The organism is Geobacillus sp. Sah69 (genome assembly GCF_001414205.1).
Classification (GTDB): Bacteria; Bacillota; Bacilli; order Bacillales; family Anoxybacillaceae; genus Geobacillus; species Geobacillus stearothermophilus.
Map to the genome: position 1 here is coordinate 410,003 of NZ_LLKS01000032.1, position 19,551 is coordinate 429,553.

The window sequence follows — 19,551 nt, forward strand, 5'->3', positions numbered from 1 at the left end:
AGATCCGTTATGAATGTAAAAAAGAAGATTGAAAAGATCAACCATCCCCAAGAATAGGACATTGTGCTTTCCTCTATCTCTTTCGATATTGTCTGTTTATTTCCTTTATTTTTTTGTTTGTTTTTTCTATCAAAATTTTGTTGCTTTTATGGTAATATGTATAGAGATGACAATGATTTGATCTGAGTGAGGGGGATGGACATTGAAAAAACGGAAGAAATACGCGGCGGCGAGCGTGGTGTTGGCGTTGGGGCTGCTTGCTCCGGCTGTGTTGCCGACCGCAGCGGGCGCGGAAGATCGAGATGTCGTCAAGCTGCGCATTTTAGAGACGACGGACGTACATATGAATCTCGTCAACTACGATTATTTCAAAGATAGTCCGACGAATGAGTTTGGGTTGTCGAAGACGGCGCGTTTGATCGAGCAGGCGCGCGCTGAGCAGCCGAATACGCTTCTGTTTGACAACGGAGATTTGATTCAAGGAACGCCGCTTGGCGACTATGTGGCGAAAGTGAAGCCGCTGCAAGATGGCGAAGTGCATCCAGCAGTGAAACTGTTGCATTTGTTGAAGTATGATGCGGCGACAGTGGGAAACCATGAGTTCAACTATGGCTTGGATTTCCTCAATGAAGTGTATGACGATGCCAAGCTGCCGATCGTGAATGCGAACGTGTACCGTGACGATCATGACCAAAATCCGGATAACGATGTCAACTATTTCACGCCGTATCAAATTTTAGCGAAAGAAGTCGTTGATGAAGACGGGGAGAAGCATACGCTGAAGATCGGCGTCATCGGCTTTGTGCCGCCGCAAATTATGGATTGGGACAAAGCGAATTTGCAAGGGAAAGTGATTGCGAAAGACATTGTGCAGTCGGCGCAAAAGTATATTCCAAAAATGAAAGCGGAAGGGGCCGATTTGATCGTTGTGCTGTCGCACTCGGGCATTGAGACCGGCGGAAACAGCCCGAATATGGAAAACGCATCGTATTATTTGACGCAAATTCCGGGGGTCGACGCCGTGTTGACCGGCCACCAGCATAAAAAATTCCCGGCGCTTCCGGGAACGACGCCCGATTTTCCGGATGGGAACGGTATCAACAATGAAACAGGCACGATCAACGGTGTTCCGGTGACGATGCCGGGGGCGTGGGGCGATACGCTTGGGGTTATTGATTTGACGGTTGAGCAAATCGATGGAAAATGGAAAGTGACGCAAGCGAAAGCCCAGCTTCGCCCGGTGTACGACAAGGCGACGAAAACGCCGTTGGTTGACAGCGACCCGGCCGTGGAGCAGGCGATCCAAGCGGAACATGAAGCGACGATTCAGTACGTCCGCAGCCCGGTTGGAAAAACAACGAGCCCGATCAACAGCTATTTTGCGCTTATCAAAGACGATCCGTCCGTGCAAATCGTCACGAATGCGCAAAAATGGTATGTCGAAAAGATGTTGAAAGGGACGAAATATGAAGGCCTTCCGGTGCTGTCGGCCGGCGCTCCGTTCAAAGCCGGCGGACGCGGCGGGGCGAGCTATTATACCGACATCCCGGCAGGGGAAATCGCCATTAAAAACGTCGCCGATTTGTACTTGTATCCGAACACGGTGTATGCGTTGAAAATTACGGGAGCCGAGTTGAAAGAATGGCTTGAGTGGTCGGCGGGGCAATTCAACCAAATCGACCCGAACAAGACAGACGTTCAGCCGCTTGTGAACAACGACTTCCCGACGTACAACTTCGACATTATTGATGGAGTGACGTACGAGATCGATGTGACCGAGCCGGCGAAATACGACAAAAACCAAAATGTGATCAATCCGAATGCGAACCGGATTAAAAACTTGAAATTCGAAGGCAAGCCAGTGACGCCGAACATGGAATTTATCGTCGCAACGAACAACTATCGGGCGACGACAAACCGGATCATCAATCCGGGCGGGAAAAACACGATTTTGGCTGCGCCGGATGAAAACCGGCAAGTGATCATCGATTACATTCGGGAAAACGGAACGATCAACCCGTCAGCGGATGGCAACTGGCGGTTTGCGCCAGTGAAAGGGAAAGCGCCGGTGACCGTCACGTTTGAATCGTCGCCGGAAGCGCAAAAATACTTGCCGCACGACGGCAGCATCCGCTATGTCACCGCCTTGCCGAGCGGATTTGCCCAATATGAATTTGCCTTGCCGCTTTGGAAGGAAGAAAAGCCCAACCCGCCAAAGCAGCCTCAGAAGCCAACCACTCCTCCAGGCCAAGTGAAAAAAGTGTACTGGGATGGCGTGGAGCTGAAAAAAGGGCAAATCGGCCGCTTGACGGTGCAAAAGCCGATCAATCTATGGAAACGGACGAAGGATGGGCGCCTTGTGTTCGTCCGCATCTTACAGCCTGGGGAAGTGTACCGCGTCTACGGGTATGATGCGCGCTTCGGCGGGCAGTACGCGGTCGGCGGCGGGTATTACGTAACAGACATTGACACGCACATCCGCTACGAAACGCCGTCAAAGGAGAAGTTGAAGTTGGTGAATGGGCAATAAAGTGAAATAGCTGTCTTAGCCGTCAGGGATGTATGCCTGTTTCGGCTAAAGGCAGCTTTTTTCCTTCAAGTGGAGTGGATGACGTTTTCATGAGTGAAAGCGTTCGATATGAAGTGTGAACATAACGGTAGGAATTTCACTTATTATCAGAATATAGTAATAAATGCATGCATTCAGATAAACAGAGGAATATTCTGTGGATTTTCCCGATAAATTCTTGACTGACTCATCAATTGAATTTTTGTGTGATAATGTACAATGAAAATGGTATAATATGTTTAAAGAGTTCCGCTTTATCATCTCCCGCCTCGAACGCCTCGAAGCGTAAGCGTAGGTGGGAGAGCGTTCAATGAAAGGAGCGAAGAAGCATGGATTTTGTGAGAGTAATAAAAAACAGCAATGATCTAGAAAAGTTCATAGATATACCTGAATCATTAAAAAATAGGAAAGTGGAAGTCATTATCCTTCCCTATGTAGACGAAGAAAATTCAGAACAATCAGAAAGAAAGAGCTTAAGAGGGGCTCTGTCAAAATACAAAAATGAGGATTTGCAGGCTCAAGAAAGCGATGCCTGGTCTCAAGCTGTGGTGGATCAATATGAAAATCATTGATGCAAACATTATTCTAAGATACCTGCTTAATGATCATGATGATTTGTCGGCTAAAGCGGCAACGATTATTGAAAATAACAAGGTGTTATTGCTAAAGGAAGTAGTCGTTGAAGTTATCTATGTTCTTGAAAAAGTGTACAATGTCGCAAATGCTGAGATCAGCGATACTCTTTTAGAACTGTTCAAATACGATAATATCGACGTGGATGATATCGAGATAGTAGAGGAAGCGCTCATTCTGTTTGGCAGAAGACGACTGGACTTTGTGGATGCCCTTTTGTACGCCTATCATAAAGTAAAGGGATACGAGGTATATACTTTTGATAAGAAGCTGAACAAGGTACTTGAGGAATAGACATCATGATATACTTGTTACAGACCCGCGAGTGGGAAAGCTTACTCCTTTAGGGGTGGGATGAAAGTGAGTCGTTTTACTAATATTGAATAATTATAAAAACATGGTATCATGTCATCGCTAGAAGGAGGTGAATCCATGCCGACGATCACGCTAAGGCTGGAACTGCACAAGCCGACGAAAGCCAAACAAGACATGTACGAACGGATGACAGAAGTGAATACCGCGTTTGCGAATTGGCTGTTGAATCATCCCAAGCTGAATCAAGCGACGAGCAAATTATTTAAAGCGTTTTCGTCGCAGCGGTTTCCTTGCGCCGTCGTGAATCAGACGATTCGAGAAGTGAAGTCCCAAAAGAAAAACCAGAAAACAAAGAAGTTCCGGACATTCTGGTGTTGCTTTAACAATCAAAACGTGAAGGTGGAAAAGAAAGGAGCGTTCTACACGGTTTCTTTCCCCACGCTGGAGAAGCGAATCGGCGTGCCGGTCGTCACGCGCCCCTATCAAGAAGCGTGGATGAATCGGCTGCTCGATGGAACCGCCAAACAAGGGGCCGCCAAGCTCTACAAAAAGAGAAAAAAATGGTGCTTGGCGATCGCGATCACCTTTGACGTGAAGCCGCGGCACGAAACAAAGGTGATGGGGGTTGACCTAGGGCTTCGCTATATCGCCGTGGCCAGCGTAGGAACGAAATCATGGTTTTTCAAAGGGAACCAATGCGCCTTTGTACGTCGACGATATGCGGCTTTGCGGCGAAGGCTGGGCCAAGCCAAGAAGCTTCATATGATTCGCAAAATCGGCCGCAAAGAGTCCCGCTGGATGAAGGATCAAAATCACAAAATCAGCCGTCAAATCGTGAATGCTGCGCTCGCCAACGGTGTTGGCGTGATTCGGATGGAAGCGTTGACGGGAATTCGGAAACGGGCAAAATCGGCCAAAGAAGCGGGGCGAAGCCTTCATGCTTGGGCGTTCCATCAATTGCAAACGATGATCGCCTATAAAGCGGAAATGGCAGGCATTCGCGTGGAGTGGGTGAATCCAACCTACACGAGCCAAACGTGTCAATGTGGTCATCAAGAGAAAGCGAACCGAAATGGCATCCGCTTCCGATGCCAAAGGTGCGGATACACTCTCCACGCCGACTTGAATGGCGCCATCAACATCGCCAAAGCGATTTCGGGCTTTGCCGTCTAACCTAGCGCACTGGTCACAGGTGCGCCGCCCATCGGGGTACATCCTAACCCGATGGGACGGGGTGATGGCACACCCTTGAAGCTTTTGCGTTGTCCGAACCAGAAATGGATGAGGACGCAAACGACCCAAGAATCCCACGCCTTTAGGCGTGTGGAGTGTCAAGATTCCGAACAGCTTGAACGGCTGGAACACAGGGGCCTGGGAGATGTCGCGCAACGGTGCGGTGACGCCCGATTGGCAATTTACCGTCGAGGTGCAGGAAGGGGAAACGATCACCTATAAGTATGTGAAAGGCGGATCGTGGGATCAAGAGGGGTTGGCCGACCATACGCGTGAGGACGACAACGATGATGACGTGAGCTACTACGGCTATGGGGCGATTGGCACCGACTTGAAAGTGACGGTCCACAATGAAGGAAACAATACGATGATTGTGCAAGATCGAATTTTGCGCTGGATCGATATGCCGGTCGTCATCGAAGAGGTGCAAAAACAAGGGAGTCAAGTGACGATCAAGGGCAATGCCATTAAAAACGGTGTTTTGACGATCAATGGCGAGCGGGTGCCGATTGATGGCCGGATGGCATTCTCGTACACGTTTACGCCGGCCAGCCATCAAAAAGAAGTGTCGATTCATATTGAACCATCGGCTGAAAGCAAAACAGCCATTTTCAACAACGACGGCGGAGCGATTGCGAAAAACACGAAAGATTATGTGCTGAATTTAGAAACGAAGCAATTGCGCGAAGGGAAGTTGACAACGCCGCCAAGCAACGGCGATTCTCCGGAAAGCGATTGGCCGGGCAGCGAAACGCCGTCCCATGACGGAGGGGCAACGCCAGGCAACGGCACCTCTCCGGGCAGCGGTGGTCCATCGGATGGCACATCCCCTGGGGGGAGCGTTCCGCCGGGCGGCACAGCTCCTCCGGGAAACGGAGCGCCTCCATCAGCACCGCCGCAAAAACCGTCTCCATCGAAACCAAAAGAGAAACCGAGAAAGCCAACCACTCCTCCAAGCCAAGTGAAAAAAGTCTACTGGGATGGCGTGGAGTTGAAAAAAGGGCAAATCGGCCGCTTGACAGTGCAAAAGCCGATCAATCTATGGAAACGGGCGAAGGATGGGCGCCTTGTGTTCGTCCGCATCTTACAGCCTGGGGAAGTGTACCGCGTCTATGGGTATGACGCGCGCTTCGGCGGGCAGTACGCGGTCGGCGGCGGGTATTACGTGACCGACATCGACACGCACATCCGCTACGAAACGCCGTCGAAGGAGAAGTTGAAGTTGGTGAATGGGGAGTAAGCAAGAAAGCGAGACTGTCCGAATCAATAGGGCAGACTCGCTTTTATATGTGAAAATAACGGCAGGAATTTTACTTATGGTCGGCATATAATAATAAGTGAATGCATTAAGGTGAAAAAAGAGGGATATGGTGAGTAATCGAGAATAAGTATATTAAACGTTTGCAATGAGTGATAAATGCCGACGTTTAGATGAAAAGAGTGGTGATCATGAATGAATAAAGAAGTAAGCAAAATCATAAAAGATATTTTTATGCGTCAAAAAGGATTTGCGAAGACAGAAGACTTAACCAGAGAAGGAGTGAGCAAATATTATATTCGAAAGTTCGAGCAAAATGGAGAAATCATTAGGATCAAACGTGGGCTGTACCGTTATGCTGCATTTGAAAGTGATCAAAATGAAGAAGTGATTGAAGTATCAAAAGTGATCCCGAATGGCGTTCTTTGTCTTTTGTCGGCATTGTCTTTTTATGAGTTAACCACTTATAACCCGTGGGAGTACCAAATTGCTATTGAAAGAAAATCAAGGAAACCCCGTTTGCCCGATTATCCGCCAATTAAAATTTTCTATTTTTCAAAAAAACAGTTTGAATATGGAATTGAAGAAGTGGAAATAGGCGGCCATAAAATAAGCATTTATAATCGTGAAAAAACGATTTGCGACATTATTCGATACAGAGAAAAAATAGGAATCGATTTAATGAAAGAAGGTTTGCGAAATTATTTACAAAGTTCTGAAAAAAATATAAGCAAACTGGTGGAATGTGCTGAGAAAATGCGCATCAAGACGGTTTTATTAAAATACTTAGAGGTGCTTTTATAATGGGAAATGTTAAAAATATACCTGCTTCAGTTGGAGAAAGACTAAAGAATATTGCCAAACAAAGTGGAAAAACCTTTGATTTCATTTTACTGTTGTATTTTCAAGAAAGGTTGCTATACCGACTTTCCATTTCTAATTATCGGGATAAATTTGTTCTAAAAGGCGGTCTCTTTTTATTTTCCTTAACACAATTTCAATCTAGGCCAACCAAAGATATTGACTTTTTAGCTAGACAAATTTCAAATGATATTCAATATATCAAAACTGCGTTTGAGTCCATTTGTACGTTAACTGCTGAAGAAGATGGAGTCGAATTTGATGTAAAGGGCATTACGGCTGAACGAATTAAGGAGGGTGCTGATTATGAAGGAATTCGTATTAAAATTCCGGCAGCACTTGGCAAAATAAAAAAGCAATTGCAACTGGATATTGGATTTGGTGATGTCGTGATCCCAAAACCACAAGAGATGCAGTATCCTACTTTATTAAATATGAAGCCCCCGGAAATTCGAGTCTACTCCACTTATTCAGTAATAGCTGAAAAGTTTGAGGCGATGATCTCACTATCTGTTGTCAACAGTAGGATGAAGGATTTTTATGATGTTTTCATGCTTTTATCAACCGAGAATTTTGATGGACGCGTCTTATGGGAAGCCATATTTGAAACCTTTCAAAGACGTCGAACGAATTTAGAAAAAGAACATCCTGTGTTTTCACCTTCTTTCGCAGAAGATGAGAGCCGAAACAAACAGTGGAAGGCATTTTTGCAAAGAACGGGTATAAAAGAAGATCTACAGTTTCCCTTCGTCATGGAGAAAATTCGAGATTTTCTTTTTCCTGTATATGAATCAATTTTAAAAGAAAATGAATATTGGAAAATGTGGAATAGCCGGGCTCTTAAATGGGAGTAACGAAGAAGACAACAGCTCAAAAATTAGAAAAGCATAGGGTAGACTACATGAATTGAGCAGTAATATTTGAGAGCCTGACAAAAACGAGACAAGAAAAACTGGCTGACGGTGATCAACGTGTACCGCTTTTTCAGCGGTACGACGAATTCATTCGCGACGAGGTCATGGGGATTGGCTGGCCGCTGATTGGCAATTTGGACGGCATAAGCAAAGATGAACGGACAACGTGTAAGACATCGACACGCACATCCGCTACGAAACGCCGTCGAAGGAGAAGTTGAAGTTGGTGAATGGGGAGTAAGCAAGAAAGCGAGGCTGTCCGAATCAATAGGGCAGCCTCGCTTTTTGCACGTTATTGTGCACTCGTGATCGTAACCGCCAACCCGTCTGCATCATAGGAAAGGGCAATCACAAGGCCGTCTTTGTGGAAGGCGAGTGCAGGCGGGTAGCCTTGGGTAGAATCGGACTGTTCATACTTGTTTCCAAATAGCGTGATGAGCTGTTGTTTCAGATTGTTGTAAATCGCTGTGAGCTGATCGTTTGTATACTCCTTTCCGGCATCGAACGAGTAGCCGTAGAAGGCCAGCTTTCCGTTCTCAAATCCATAGACGAGCAGCGTATCGTATCCAAAAAGAGAAGTCGAATAGACCCAGGCTTGGCCGCCGTCTATATTTTCTTGTAGGATCAATTTTGCGGTTTCCAACTTCTTGACTTGAGAAGCGGACATGCCGAGCTTGACTCCGCGGAACAGTTGCTCCATTTTGACTTGATTGAGTTTGGCTTTGGACGGCGTTTCGTATTTTACCCGAGCATCGCGATCGACATAATATCCACCGCCCAGCCCTAACATGCCCGGTTTAAACGTGTAAATGCGGTACGTTCCGCCGGCTTTTAACGTTTTTATGTAAACTTTCTTCTCTCCTTGCAACTTATAAAGCTCGGTATCTTTTAAAACGGTCAACTTGCCGATCTGTCCCTGCACCAATTCCATGCCGTTCCACCAAACTTTTGCTTGCGCATCGTGGGCGTGAAACGGCGACAGAAGGATTCCGGCGCTTAGTGCTGAGACGGCTAGAAATTTTTTCATGATCTTCATCAAGTATGCTCCTCTCTTAACAAAGATAGAAGAATAATATGATCCATTTTATCCTATCTTTCACTCTTTAGCCAAGTCTGTTGGAAATCTTGTTTGACGAAATATTGACCTTTGCACCGCCAAAGCACCCTCTTTTTCTTCGAAATCATTCTTTTTTCTCTTTTCTTTTGACGGAAAGACATCTATGATGAAAGAAAAAGAGAAAGGAAGGAGCGGGCGGAAGTGAGGAAATGGGTGCAGGCCGTGGCAATTGGAATGCTGTTGGCGGCGGCCGGATGGCTTTGGATGCCGAGTTCATCCATGGTCAAGGCGGGGGGATGCGGAGAACGTGTCGGCACGGAAAAAGTGTGGTGGGACGGCGTTGAACTGAAGCCCGGGCAAATCGGCCGGTTGACGGTCACAGCGCCGACAGAGCTATGGTTGTCGAACAAAGCTGTCAAGACGCTGCCAAGCGGCGCGGTGTACCGCGTGTACGCGCTGGGCGGCGGTTATTTTGATGTCGGCCGAGGATATGCGATCAAGAACGATGCCCGCGTCCGCTATGAAACGCCGTCAAAAGAGAAATTGGCCGCTGTTTTATGCGTGCAGCGAGTGAAGGCGAACATGGTCGATGTCACGATGAACGGGGTGGCGATCGGCGATCCGCGCGCGAAGGTCGAAGCGATGTACGGCAAGGCGAAGCGGAAGACGAAAAACGCCTACGGCCTATATTGGGAGGCGTATGATCAGGGCGGCTACCAAAACTTTTTGCTGGTGAGCTATGACCGTGATCGGGTGGCGGCGATGTACACGAATCAGCCGATTGTCCAAACGAAAAAAGGAACGGGCATCGGAACGGCGAAAACGGCGGTGGAAGCGCGCTACGGCCGGCCGCTCGCCTTCATCCAAAAAAAGGATGCCGTCTACAACATTCAAAATGACGAATACGGGATCTATCTTGTCAACGGCCGCTACGTCACCTTCTTTTATGACCGGTACAACAACAACCGGGTGGATGGCGTGCTTGTCGTCAATCGGGCGCTCGAGGATGAAAAGCCCGGGTTTTACGGAACGCCGACGGAGGAGCTGCGCACGGCCTATGAATATCAAATTTTTGATTTAGCAAACGCGGCGCGCCGCTTGCACGGGCTTCCGGCGCTCGCGTGGGATGCGAAGGCGGCGGCGGCCGCCCGTGAACATAGCGAAGATATGGCGGTCCATCACTACTTCTCTCATACGAACTTGCAAGGCCTGTCGCCGTTTGACCGCCTGAAGCGCCGTGGCATCGCGTATCGCGTGGCGGGAGAGAACATCGCCTACGGACAATACGATGCGATTTTTGTCCATGAAGCGTGGATGCACTCGCTCGGTCATCGGCAAAACCTTTTATATCCGGACTTTACCCGCCTCGGCGTTGGGGTGGCGTTCAATTCATTTCATCAACCCTACTACTCTCAAGAGTTTTATGCTCCGTGACCGCGGATGATCCTTTCGCTTCTCAAGAGCGTCCCAGCAGTGCTGGGACATTTTTTTGACCAGATAAATGGAAAAAGATCCCCCTTTTTGTAGAAGTTTGTCGTATAATAGAATCAGTGGCAACAAAATGATAGAAAGAGAGGAAAATAGGACTAGTGGGAAAAGCGAAGAACATCATCCGCATTGGGGTCGGGGCGGTGTTGGCCGCATGGACGGCGCTGCAGGCGGCAGAAGCGGATGCCGGAGCGAATGTCGTCTACTGGGAAGGCATGCGCCTTGTGCAGGGGCAGATTGGAAAATTGGAGATCGTGAAACCGATTAACCTATGGAAACGGGAAAACGGGGCGCTGACGTTTGTCCGCGTGTTGCAGCCTGGAGAACAGTACCGGGTGTATTCGTATGACGAGGCGTTTGGCGGCCAATACGGGGTTGGCGGTGGATATTACGTCACCAATATCAAAGGGCATGTTGTGTATAAAACGCCGTCAAAGGAGAAGCTGAAGCTTGTCAATCCTGGGCGGTACGGAGCGAAACAACTGGCGGTCGGCACGGTGGTAAAGGAGGTGTCGACGCGCATCGCCTCCGGGGTGGAAAAAGAGGAAATGGAAATCGTCGGAACGCGCGGCAAGCAGCATGTGTACAAGCTTGACATCGATACGTCGAATGAGAGGCTGGCCATTGAGACGGCGCTGTCCAATGATCAAGTGCTTGGCATTGAACCGGTGCTTGAGCAGGCAAAACGGTACGATGGCCGCGACGGAATCGTACTGGCGGCGGTGAACGGCGATTATTTCAAAGAGGATGGTTCGCCGACCGATTTGATGGTGCACCGGGGAGAGATCGTGATGACGAATACAACGCCGGCGGCGGAACGGACGATTTTTGGCATCAGCGCTGATGGGAAGCCGATGATTGGAAACCCAGATGTTCAAATTGGCGTTCGAATTGGAGAAGGAGGCTCATATCCCGTCGATGGCATCAACAAGCCGCGGCGCGCTCATCAGTTGATTTTGTACACCCCGTATTTCGCTGCTTCCACGAAAACGAACGCTCTTGGGACGGAAGTCGTGCTGACGAATGTACAAGGGGTGTTGAACGGGAATGGAACGGTCACCGGAACGGTGAAGAAAGTGGTAGTCGGTCAAGGCGATGAACCGCTCCAGCCTGGAGAGCTCGTGCTATCGGGCCATGGCCGGGCGAGCGACTATTTGCGGCAGGCGAAAGAAGGGGATGCGGTGGAAATTTCCCTTCAGTATGACCAGCCCGAATGGAGTGGGGTGAAAGAAGCGCTCGGCGGCCGATACCGGTTGGTGGCGGATGGAAAAGTGCAGCCGTTTTCGATTGAAGGAGTCCATCCGCGTACAGCCGTCGGCATTGACAAGAACGGAAATGTCATGCTCGTCGTTGTCGATGGCCGCCAGCCTGCCCATAGCCAAGGAATGACATTGAATGAGCTGGCCAAGCTGATGTATGAGCTTGGCGCCGTCGATGCGATGACGCTCGATGGCGGCGGTTCTTCGACCTTTGTCGTCCGCCAGCCAAACGGGCAGCTCAAAGTCGAAAACAAACCGTCTGATGGATTTGCGCGTCCGGTGGCGAATGCGCTTCTTGTTGTGTACAAAGAGACGCAAGAGAACGGGGAAAGCGAAGAAGTGCTTGATGACTTTGAAACGGAGTCGAAGTGGAATGCATCGGGCGTCAACTATGTGGGGGCTGCGGTCGAGCGGACGACAGAAAAGGTGAGAGAAGGAAAGCAGGCGCTGAAAATTTCATATGATTTTCGCGGGATGCCAGGGACATCCGGCGTCTATGCTAGTCGGGAGGAAGCGATTTGGATTTCGAAACGGCCGCAAGCGATTGGCATGTGGGTGTATGGAGACGGAAGCGGCCATTGGCTGCGCGCCCAGCTGCGGGATGGAAGCGGGCGCCGCATCTGGATCGATTTTGCCCGCCATGTCAATTGGACCGGTTGGAAATATGTGCAAGCCGCTGTGCCTAGCGATGTCGCGCTTCCGCTCATGCTGGAGATGCCGGTGCGTTATATGGAAACGGATATCGGACGGAAAAACGCCGGAGCGATTTACATCGACGGCCTTCGCGCCATCTTCCGCTGATGGGCGCGCCTCCCCTGCTTGCCTAGAAGGATGGTGAATGAACAAGGGATGTTGCTCATCGATAGGGGTTCCGAAATCGAGAAAGTCCTTGCATGCTGTTCTTCTGGGCATTTGCATTTCTCTGAAAAGTATTGTATATATGTGGATAGGCAAACCGCAAGGGAGGCAAAAGCTTGACGATGGACGAACAAACGTTGTTGGAGCAGTTGCGGAAAAACCCGCCGAAGCTGGTCGGAGGATATAAAAAACAAGGATGGGCGATCAAAGTGTTGGAGCGAATCGCCAATCCGGATGTGGAAGAGGAAGGAGGCGGCCGGGTGACGGCCAAAGCAGTGCTGTGGGCGCAAGACGGCACGTATTATCCGGCTTTTTTAACGATTGACCTCCATCAACAAGGGAGAGTTGTTGGCGTCTATTTCATCGCCGAAAACAAGGAACAGTTCGATTTGATTCCGTTCGAATGGGCGAAAGAGTTTCTTGGAAAGCCAGAACAGGCCATCATTCCGTTTCGCTACCGGACGCTAAGCAAAATCGACGGGGATCAGCAGCAAACGAACTGGCCGCACTTTCGTTGATCAAGGCTGGCTCTGACAGTCAAAAAGGTGGCTGAAGAGTCAGCCTTATTTATGCTTGGAAGGGCTTACGTTGGATTTTTTTTCAGGGCATATTGTCATTTTGCCTCTTTTCCAGTAAAATTGAAATACATGTTTACTATTTTTGTAGATAGCAGGTGAAAGCGTGAGGAGAAAACGGAGAAAAGCATTTTCCATCATCGGATGGCTGGCGGTGTTTTGGCTATCTTTTTCACTGTTGGCCGTTCAGACGGAAGCGGCCTCGTTCCCGAATGTGGAGCGGCTTGAACAGCATGCCGCCCAGCTTGAGCGGGCGATGAAAGCCAATCAATGGTCCAAGCCGTACCGTCTCTTCAACCAAGTCAAACGCGATTATGAGGCGGCAAAAAAAGAAGTGGCGCGCGTGCGTCCACAAACGGCAAGGGCGCAGTTGGAAAAACGGATCGCGGCCGGAGAACAGACGATGAAAAAGGCTTCCGCCTATATCAGCGCCGTCGAAAGCGGGGAGCGATTGCGCGCCTTGACGGCCAACGTCGACCGGGCGCTGCGGACGGGGGATGTGGATGTTGTGTACGATTCCTACGGTCCGCTGGAATATCAAATTCGCAAAACAGCGATTCTCATCGGCCGCGTTCCGGGAGCGTCGCTGCGCGAAAAGATGGAAGGATGGTTTCAACGCCCGGCTTTGGCTGTCAAGCAGCGCGCGTATGATCCCATCAATATTATGAAAGCCATGGACAAGTTGCTTGATGCGTATGATGAAGGGGATATCGCGCGGGCGGAGCGGTTGCTGTCGCTTTGCGACCGGTGGCTGCCAAACGTGGTGGATGCGGCGACGCGCAAGCAGCTGGCGGTGTATATCGATGATTTTAAAGCGCCGGTTGTCTTAGATGTCGATATCGAATAAACTGGCGCATGTCGGGAGAGGAGAGACGGATATGAAGGTGATTCAGCGATGGGCGGCGGCTCTTCTATTGCTTGCGGCCTCATTTTCGGTTTGGAGTCCGCCGGCGGAGGCGGCGACGGCTCCGGCGTCAACGAAGGTGCTCGAAGAAGTGCGGAAAATTGTCCGCCAGTATTATGTGGAACCAGTGAGCGATCAAGTGCTGAAGGCGAGCACCCCGCAAGATATTGTCAAACAGCTTGACCCGTATTCTGCCTATATGACAAAGGAAGAATACGAGGAATTTTTGAAGTGGATTGATATGGAGTCTGTCGGCATCGGCGTGATGATTGAGGAAGATGAGAACGGCGTCCACATCATGTCTGTCTTGGACAATGGGCCAGCCGCCCGCGCCGGACTGCAGCCGGGCGATGTGATTCAGGCTGTTGACGGGCAGCCGGTAACGAATGAGACAATGGAAAAAGTATTGAGCTTGATCGCAGGGGAAGAAGGAACGACGGTGGCCGTAACCGTTTGGCGGCCGTCGACCGAGGAAACCGTCAGCGTCACCATCAAGCAGGAAAAAATCGACTGGCCGAACGTGGAGTTCAAACGGCTGGCAGGGAATATCGGCTATATTCAGCTATATAGTTTTGATGAGACAGCGCCTGCTGAGATCGAACGCGCCATTCGCTCGTTAAGCGGGGTGAAAGGGTGGATTTTTGACCTCCGCGACAATCCGGGGGGATATGTGGAAACGGCGCAGCAAATCGCCGGCTTTTTCCCGAATGTGAAACAGGCGTTTCAGTTGCGCGACCGTTCGAATCACCCAGAAGTGTATGCCGCTGTCAAACAGCCGGTGCAAATGGCGGGTCCGATCCGGCTGCTTGTCAACGCGTCGAGCGCGAGCGCGTCGGAAATGTTGGCGGCGGCGGTGAAGGAGCAAAAGGCGGCCGTTTTGTATGGGCAACGGACGTTTGGCAAAGGATCGATGCAGGAAATGTTTGAGCTGTCGGACGGCAGCATGTTGAAGTTGACCGTCGCCCACTTTTTCTCGCCAAAAGGGACGCCGATTCATCATGTTGGGGTGAAGCCGGATGTGCCGACGGTTGTTGGGAAAGAGCTGTATGCCGCTCACCGCGATTTGCTGATTGGCCAGCTGAAAGGGTATCAGTCGCTCGGCAAGCTGCGCAATGCGCCGGTCGATAAGACGTTTGTCGTCCGCTTCTCTCGTCCGCTCGCCAATACCGCGGTAAGCGGAGTAAAATTGTATCAATTAGGCGGACGGGAAGCGGCGGTGACGGCGCAAATCCGCCGGGGGACGGAGCTTTTGATCAAACCGGCAGCGAAGCTGGCCAAAGGGCAGAGCTATTTATTGGTCATTCCGCCGGTGTTGAAAAGCAAAGACGGCGTGGCGATGAAAAAAGGTGCTTACATGGAGATTCAAACCGCTGCTTCTACGAAATAAGGCCCTCCCGTCGAGATGGGTTGGATAGCCGTCGTTCTTGATGATGCAATGTTCGGCTGTTGCGTCTAAGGCTCAACGGACAACGGGAGCGCGGTCGTTTTGAACGGAACGATGCAAAGAAAGCTGGCCTCCATCGGTCGTTTGGCGACCATGGGGGCCAGCTTTTTGCCGGTTACTCCTCGCTTGATTGCGTTTCTTGCTTTTCGCTCTGTGCCGGGGAGGATGGGATCGTCACCTTCCAGGACGTCCAATCCGGTTCTGCTTTGCGCAGCAATTCCGGTGGGAAGAGGAACGTCCATGGTTTGCTGGTGTGGGCTTTCACTTCCAGATGGCACGGAAATAATCCGCGGGCGACGATATCGCCAGCATAATCCCGCACTTCAAGCGGGATTTGTTCAAAATGGATATGTTTGTCGCTGCCGTTGCGAATGAGCAACGTGACGCCTAGTTCACCGGAAGGCAGCTGTTTCGCTTCAATGCCCATGAAGTTCACCTCTCCGGGAGCGGGAGGCGGAACCGAGTCAACGAGGGCTTGCAGCTGTTGGCGCTGCTTGGCCGACAGCGTCTGCTCCCAGCTTTCCTCTAGATCGAGCCGATGCCGCGGTGTCAGTTCAAAGGCGATCTTCCATCCATCTTGAGGCAACTGATCGACGAGCTTGTCCTCGGCGGCGAACAAAAACCGCCACGGGCGGGCCGTCATTGGCGGCAGTTCGCCGAAAGCGCTCATATCAAACTCTTTGCGGGCAATCGCCGTGCCATCCTCGTCAAGCAGCAACAGGCGGATTCGTTCAAAGCGAACCGGCTTCGGCAGCGTGTTGCGCAAAATGGCGACAGCGACAAACCCATCGTTGTATTCGACCAGCTTGACGCCGGAAATGGAAATTTGGTTTGGCTGAAGCGGCGGCAGCTGTTCGTGGTAAAAGCGATAGACGTACGTTTCTTCCGGAGACAGCTGCCAGTCCGGATGAAACGACAGCGTCGTTTTCGTTCCGACCTCCGGCTGTTTGACATGTTGCGCCGGCAGCTCGGCTTCCGGTTGCGTGCGTTGTTTTCGTCGGAAAATCATAGGGAACCTCCCTCTAGAAATGTTGATTTATCAAGGCTTTTCGGCCCCTCAGGGGTGTCCAAAAAATATTTTTCGACAAAATCTCTTACATCCTTTTTCAGTTTTGTGGATATCTTACAGACCTAGGGTGCGCTTCGCGGCCACGGCTGGTTATATTTTCCTGCCGTGGGGGAAGCGTATTCGATGCACCCTTTGGATCTCCGCGTCGCTGATGAGGACGAACCCTCCCATGTCTCCGGGCGTCTTCGCGCCAACATTCCCTCGTTCGGTCTCGTCATCAGGCGGAGGCCGGCCAAGCTCCTTTGGGGACTCAAGGTCGAATGGATAAAATCACGCCAGCTTCTCCGGTGTCATCTCGTTGTCCAACGATTCTTCCGTTCGCAGGGGGAGGCCTTAGGCCGCCCGTTGCACCTGGGACAAGACGTCCTGTTTCATTCGCTCCGCGTCAAAGGCTTGTTTCTTCGTACAAATCGCAAACAGCACATTCAACAGCTTCCGGCATAATGCGACGATGGACTGCTTTCCGGTCAGCGGGTTGACGGGGCGGGTCGTGTAATATTCATGCAGCTCGCGAAACGCCTCGTTGTGCCGGATCAGCGGAATCACCGCCCGAAACAGCACCGAGCGCAACCGTTTCCGTCCCCGTTTGGAGATGTGCTTTTGCCCTTTGCGCTGGCCGGAGGAGTTCTCCTTGAGCGTCAGGCCCGCCAACTTCACCAATTGACGCGGGTCCCGATAGTGGGCGAAGCTGCCGATCTCCGCCAGAAGATCGATAATCGTGGCGTCTCCCAACCCGTCGACCGTTTTCAGCCATTGATACTCCATCGTCGTTTGAACCAATGCCTTCAACTCGGCGTCCAACGCGGCGATCTCAGCCTCCAATTGGCGGTATCGGCGGACGAGCGCGGCGATCTCAAACCGGGCCATCGTCGTCCCTTCCGTCACCCCAATCGAGTCCTTCGCGGTGTTGATCAACGCCTGAATTTTGGCCTTCTGCGGGCATTTCATCCCTTCGCTTTGCCGGTACACCTCGATGAGCTCCTCGGCGGTCCGGCCGGCCATATCAGCCGGAAGCGGCGTCCACTCCAGCACCGAAAGCGCCGTTTTCCCCAGGTCGCGAAACACCGTCCAAAACTCCGGAAAATATCGGTCGGTCCAGCGGACGATCGCGTTTTTCACCGCCGTCTGTTCCTTGCGGAGCTTCTCTTTGAGCGTGCTTCCCACGCGCAAATCGGCTTCGATCTCGTGCAGCAGCCGGGGGACGAGGAATCGTCCGTCTTTTGCCAGTCTGGCAATGACCAGGGCGTCTTTGGCGTCGTGTTTCGTCGGCAGGTTGTCATCRAGTTCTTTCGACCGGCACACATGCGCCGGGTTGACCATGACCAACGGGATCCCGTGCTCCTCGAGGAAGTAGGCCAGGTTCAACCAGTAGTGCCCGGTCGGCTCCACSGCGACGATCACCTCTGACTTCCCRAACGCTTGCATCGCCYCCTGAATCGCTTTATACAGCTGCTGAAACCCCTCTTTCGACTGGAAGATCGGGAACGACTTGCGAAGCACGCGCCCCCGGTCATCCACGAAGCAGGCGTAGTGGGTTCGTTTCGCGATATCGATGCCCACGACAAGCGTTTGTTCCGTAACTTGATCAATTTTATAGTTTTGTGTACAATTCATCTGAAGTCCTCCTTGGCATGATGGTAGGTATTGTTTGACACCCCTGCATCATACCAAGAGGGCTTTTTTTGATCAAGTCCCCGGAAAAGCTCCTAACGGGAATGCTCCTTTATGCTGTTAGTTTCCGAATGACATCTAATAAAACATTCGTGCCTGTTTCAATATCTTCCACAGACACAAACTCGTCCGGATGATGGCTCAGTCCATCTTTACATCGTACAAAAATCATGCCCACATCGGTAATGGAAGCTAACGCCATCGCATCATGCCCAGCCCCGCTGACAAGCTTAACCGGAGCCATTCCGTGCTCTTTTAAGACATCGGTAATCACATTTGTGAGATGACCCGAACATAATACAGCCGGAGAATCCATCACTTCCGTAAATCGGCAAACGAGTCCCCGTCGTTGGGCAATATTTTCACATTTCCTTACGAATTCATTGATCGCACTCTTCCGCAATTCATCATCAATGGAACGAATATCAACCGTCCCTTCCACCGCTCCAGGAATGACATTGCTTACGCCCGGAAACACAGATAATTTCCCTACTGTCATCATCAGCTGATCACATTGGCTCGCCATTTGTTCGGCTGCCAGTATGACTTCCGCCGCTCCGGCAAGCGCATCTTTCCGCCATTGAATAGGAACCGTACCCGCATGTCCTGATTTTCCTTCGATCCGAAACGTATACCTCGACTGTCCAGCGATGCCAGACACCGCTCCGCACGCTTGGCCGATTTGCTCGAGCACCGGCCCTTGTTCAATGTGTAGTTCAATATAGCCACGAATGGTGCGAGGATCCCGGACAGCGGCGCGATAGTGATGCGGATTCATCCCGAGCTGTTCCATCGCTTCCGCTAGCGTCGTTCCCTGGTCATCTTTGGCCAACAGTTCTTCCGGACGAAGATGGCCTGTCATCGCCCGGCTTCCAAGCAGTGTCGTATGAAATCTTGCTCCTTCCTCATCCGAAAAACCGACGACTTCAATAGAGCAGTTGGGCCGTATGCCATGCCAATGCAGTGTATGAACAGCCTCAATCGCCGCTACGACCCCAAGAATGCCGTCATATTTTCCGCCTTCAACAACTGAATCGAGATGCGATCCGACAAGCAAAATCGGCGCATCGCGATCTTTCCCTTCGTATCGGCCGATCAGATTGTTCATTCCATCTTTTCTAACATCCATTCCTGCCTCTTTCATCCATTGAGCGACCAATTGATTAGCCCGTTCGCTTTCTTCGGAAAATGAAAGGCGTGTCACTCCTACTTTTGTTGCACTGCACCGGGCCAACTCCTCAATTCTCTGTACAATTCGGCTAGGATCGACTTGCAGATTAGGCATCGTCATTTGCTGTACACCTCTGCTTAAAAACATGAATTGTCATAAAAGATCGCAAGACTTGTAATATAGATTTTATTTTATCTTGCCATTGAAAGATATTCATTGGTAAAATCGCTATAAATTCAACACTTTTTTATACAACTTGACTAAAAAGGAGC

Annotated in this window: 15 protein-coding genes and 1 pseudogene; 12 read left to right on the forward strand and 4 right to left on the reverse strand. The window is 50.6% G+C overall.

What is annotated here, in order from left to right:
- The first annotated feature begins 202 nt into the window (after positions 1–202).
- From AP057_RS08580 to AP057_RS08610, 7 genes and pseudogenes are all read left to right on the forward strand, one after another.
- Complete coding sequence (locus tag AP057_RS08580) at positions 203–2,530, forward strand: bifunctional 2',3'-cyclic-nucleotide 2'-phosphodiesterase/3'-nucleotidase (protein WP_055358528.1); 2,328 nt, start codon at positions 203–205, stop codon at positions 2,528–2,530.
- 368 nt (positions 2,531–2,898) lie between these two features.
- Positions 2,899–3,141, forward strand: a complete 243-nt coding sequence (locus tag AP057_RS08585; RefSeq protein ID WP_025949136.1) for a hypothetical protein — start codon at positions 2,899–2,901, stop codon at positions 3,139–3,141.
- Positions 3,128–3,496 (forward strand): PIN domain-containing protein, encoded by a 369-nt coding sequence (locus AP057_RS08590; protein WP_025949135.1) that lies wholly within the window; start codon positions 3,128–3,130, stop codon positions 3,494–3,496. Before AP057_RS08585 ends, AP057_RS08590 begins: the two co-directional genes overlap by 14 nt.
- Positions 3,497–3,634: 138 nt before the next feature.
- Positions 3,635–4,690 carry an RNA-guided endonuclease TnpB family protein gene (locus AP057_RS08595; protein ID WP_049626219.1) on the forward strand — a complete coding sequence of 352 codons (1,056 nt, stop codon included), beginning with the start codon at positions 3,635–3,637 and terminating at the stop codon, positions 4,688–4,690.
- Positions 4,691–4,850: 160 nt separating this feature from the next.
- A pseudogene (locus tag AP057_RS17000) lies at positions 4,851–5,990 on the forward strand (amylopullulanase); the annotation flags it as partial.
- Between the two features lie 213 nt (positions 5,991–6,203).
- Complete coding sequence (locus AP057_RS08605) at positions 6,204–6,812, forward strand: type IV toxin-antitoxin system AbiEi family antitoxin domain-containing protein (protein ID WP_025951212.1); 609 nt, start codon at positions 6,204–6,206, stop codon at positions 6,810–6,812.
- Positions 6,812–7,723: a nucleotidyl transferase AbiEii/AbiGii toxin family protein gene (locus AP057_RS08610; RefSeq protein WP_049626221.1), complete on the forward strand. Its 912-nt coding sequence runs from the start codon at positions 6,812–6,814 to the stop codon at positions 7,721–7,723. The genes AP057_RS08605 and AP057_RS08610 overlap by 1 nt, the downstream gene beginning before the upstream one ends.
- Before the next feature lie 352 nt (positions 7,724–8,075).
- Here AP057_RS08610 and AP057_RS08615 read toward each other — a convergent pair whose 3' ends face one another.
- Positions 8,076–8,819, reverse strand: a complete 744-nt coding sequence (locus AP057_RS08615; RefSeq protein ID WP_053915075.1) for a hypothetical protein — start codon at positions 8,817–8,819, stop codon at positions 8,076–8,078.
- A gap of 222 nt (positions 8,820–9,041) precedes the next feature.
- Between AP057_RS08615 and AP057_RS08620 the strand changes: the two genes are divergently transcribed.
- The 5 genes from AP057_RS08620 (at position 9,042) to AP057_RS08640 (ending at position 15,311) form a co-directional block, all read left to right on the forward strand.
- On the forward strand, positions 9,042–10,274 hold the full coding sequence (locus AP057_RS08620) for a CAP-associated domain-containing protein (protein ID WP_055358529.1): 1,233 nt from the start codon (positions 9,042–9,044) through the stop codon (positions 10,272–10,274).
- A 155-nt stretch (positions 10,275–10,429) separates the two neighbouring features.
- Complete coding sequence (locus AP057_RS08625) at positions 10,430–12,388, forward strand: phosphodiester glycosidase family protein (RefSeq protein WP_055358530.1); 1,959 nt, start codon at positions 10,430–10,432, stop codon at positions 12,386–12,388.
- A 173-nt stretch (positions 12,389–12,561) separates the two neighbouring features.
- Positions 12,562–12,963 (forward strand): hypothetical protein, encoded by a 402-nt coding sequence (locus AP057_RS08630; protein WP_049624559.1) that lies wholly within the window; start codon positions 12,562–12,564, stop codon positions 12,961–12,963.
- Between the two features lie 163 nt (positions 12,964–13,126).
- A complete protein-coding gene (locus AP057_RS08635; RefSeq protein WP_055358531.1) occupies positions 13,127–13,867 on the forward strand; it encodes a hypothetical protein in 741 nt (246 codons plus the stop codon).
- Positions 13,868–13,898: 31 nt separating this feature from the next.
- A complete protein-coding gene (locus AP057_RS08640; RefSeq protein WP_033014874.1) occupies positions 13,899–15,311 on the forward strand; it encodes a S41 family peptidase in 1,413 nt (470 codons plus the stop codon).
- Positions 15,312–15,483: 172 nt separating this feature from the next.
- On the opposite strand, the gene AP057_RS08645 is transcribed toward AP057_RS08640, so the two are convergent.
- The 3 genes from AP057_RS08645 to AP057_RS08655 all read right to left on the reverse strand — a co-directional run bounded on the left by AP057_RS08645 (position 15,484) and on the right by AP057_RS08655 (position 19,399).
- Positions 15,484–16,377, reverse strand: a complete 894-nt coding sequence (locus tag AP057_RS08645; RefSeq protein WP_049626153.1) for an accessory Sec system S-layer assembly protein — start codon at positions 16,375–16,377, stop codon at positions 15,484–15,486.
- Positions 16,378–16,770: 393 nt separating this feature from the next.
- On the reverse strand, positions 16,771–18,051 hold the full coding sequence (locus AP057_RS08650) for an IS110 family transposase (protein WP_055358532.1): 1,281 nt from the start codon (positions 18,049–18,051) through the stop codon (positions 16,771–16,773).
- Between the two features lie 109 nt (positions 18,052–18,160).
- Positions 18,161–19,399 carry an allantoate amidohydrolase gene (locus tag AP057_RS08655; protein ID WP_055358533.1) on the reverse strand — a complete coding sequence of 413 codons (1,239 nt, stop codon included), beginning with the start codon at positions 19,397–19,399 and terminating at the stop codon, positions 18,161–18,163.
- Positions 19,400–19,551 lie beyond the last annotated feature (152 nt).

Coding starts and splice junctions, on each gene's coding strand:
- AP057_RS08585 (WP_025949136.1), top strand. CDS start 2,899: ATGGATTTTGTGAGAGTAATAAAAAACAGCAATGATCTAGAAAAGTTC.
- AP057_RS08590 (WP_025949135.1), top strand. CDS start 3,128: ATGAAAATCATTGATGCAAACATTATTCTAAGATACCTGCTTAATGAT.
- AP057_RS08595 (WP_049626219.1), top strand. CDS start 3,635: ATGCCGACGATCACGCTAAGGCTGGAACTGCACAAGCCGACGAAAGCC.
- AP057_RS08605 (WP_025951212.1), top strand. CDS start 6,204: ATGAATAAAGAAGTAAGCAAAATCATAAAAGATATTTTTATGCGTCAA.
- AP057_RS08610 (WP_049626221.1), top strand. CDS start 6,812: ATGGGAAATGTTAAAAATATACCTGCTTCAGTTGGAGAAAGACTAAAG.
- AP057_RS08615 (WP_053915075.1), bottom strand. CDS start 8,819: ATGAAGATCATGAAAAAATTTCTAGCCGTCTCAGCACTAAGCGCCGGA.
- AP057_RS08640 (WP_033014874.1), top strand. CDS start 13,899: ATGAAGGTGATTCAGCGATGGGCGGCGGCTCTTCTATTGCTTGCGGCC.
- AP057_RS08645 (WP_049626153.1), bottom strand. CDS start 16,377: ATGATTTTCCGACGAAAACAACGCACGCAACCGGAAGCCGAGCTGCCG.
- AP057_RS08655 (WP_055358533.1), bottom strand. CDS start 19,399: ATGACGATGCCTAATCTGCAAGTCGATCCTAGCCGAATTGTACAGAGA.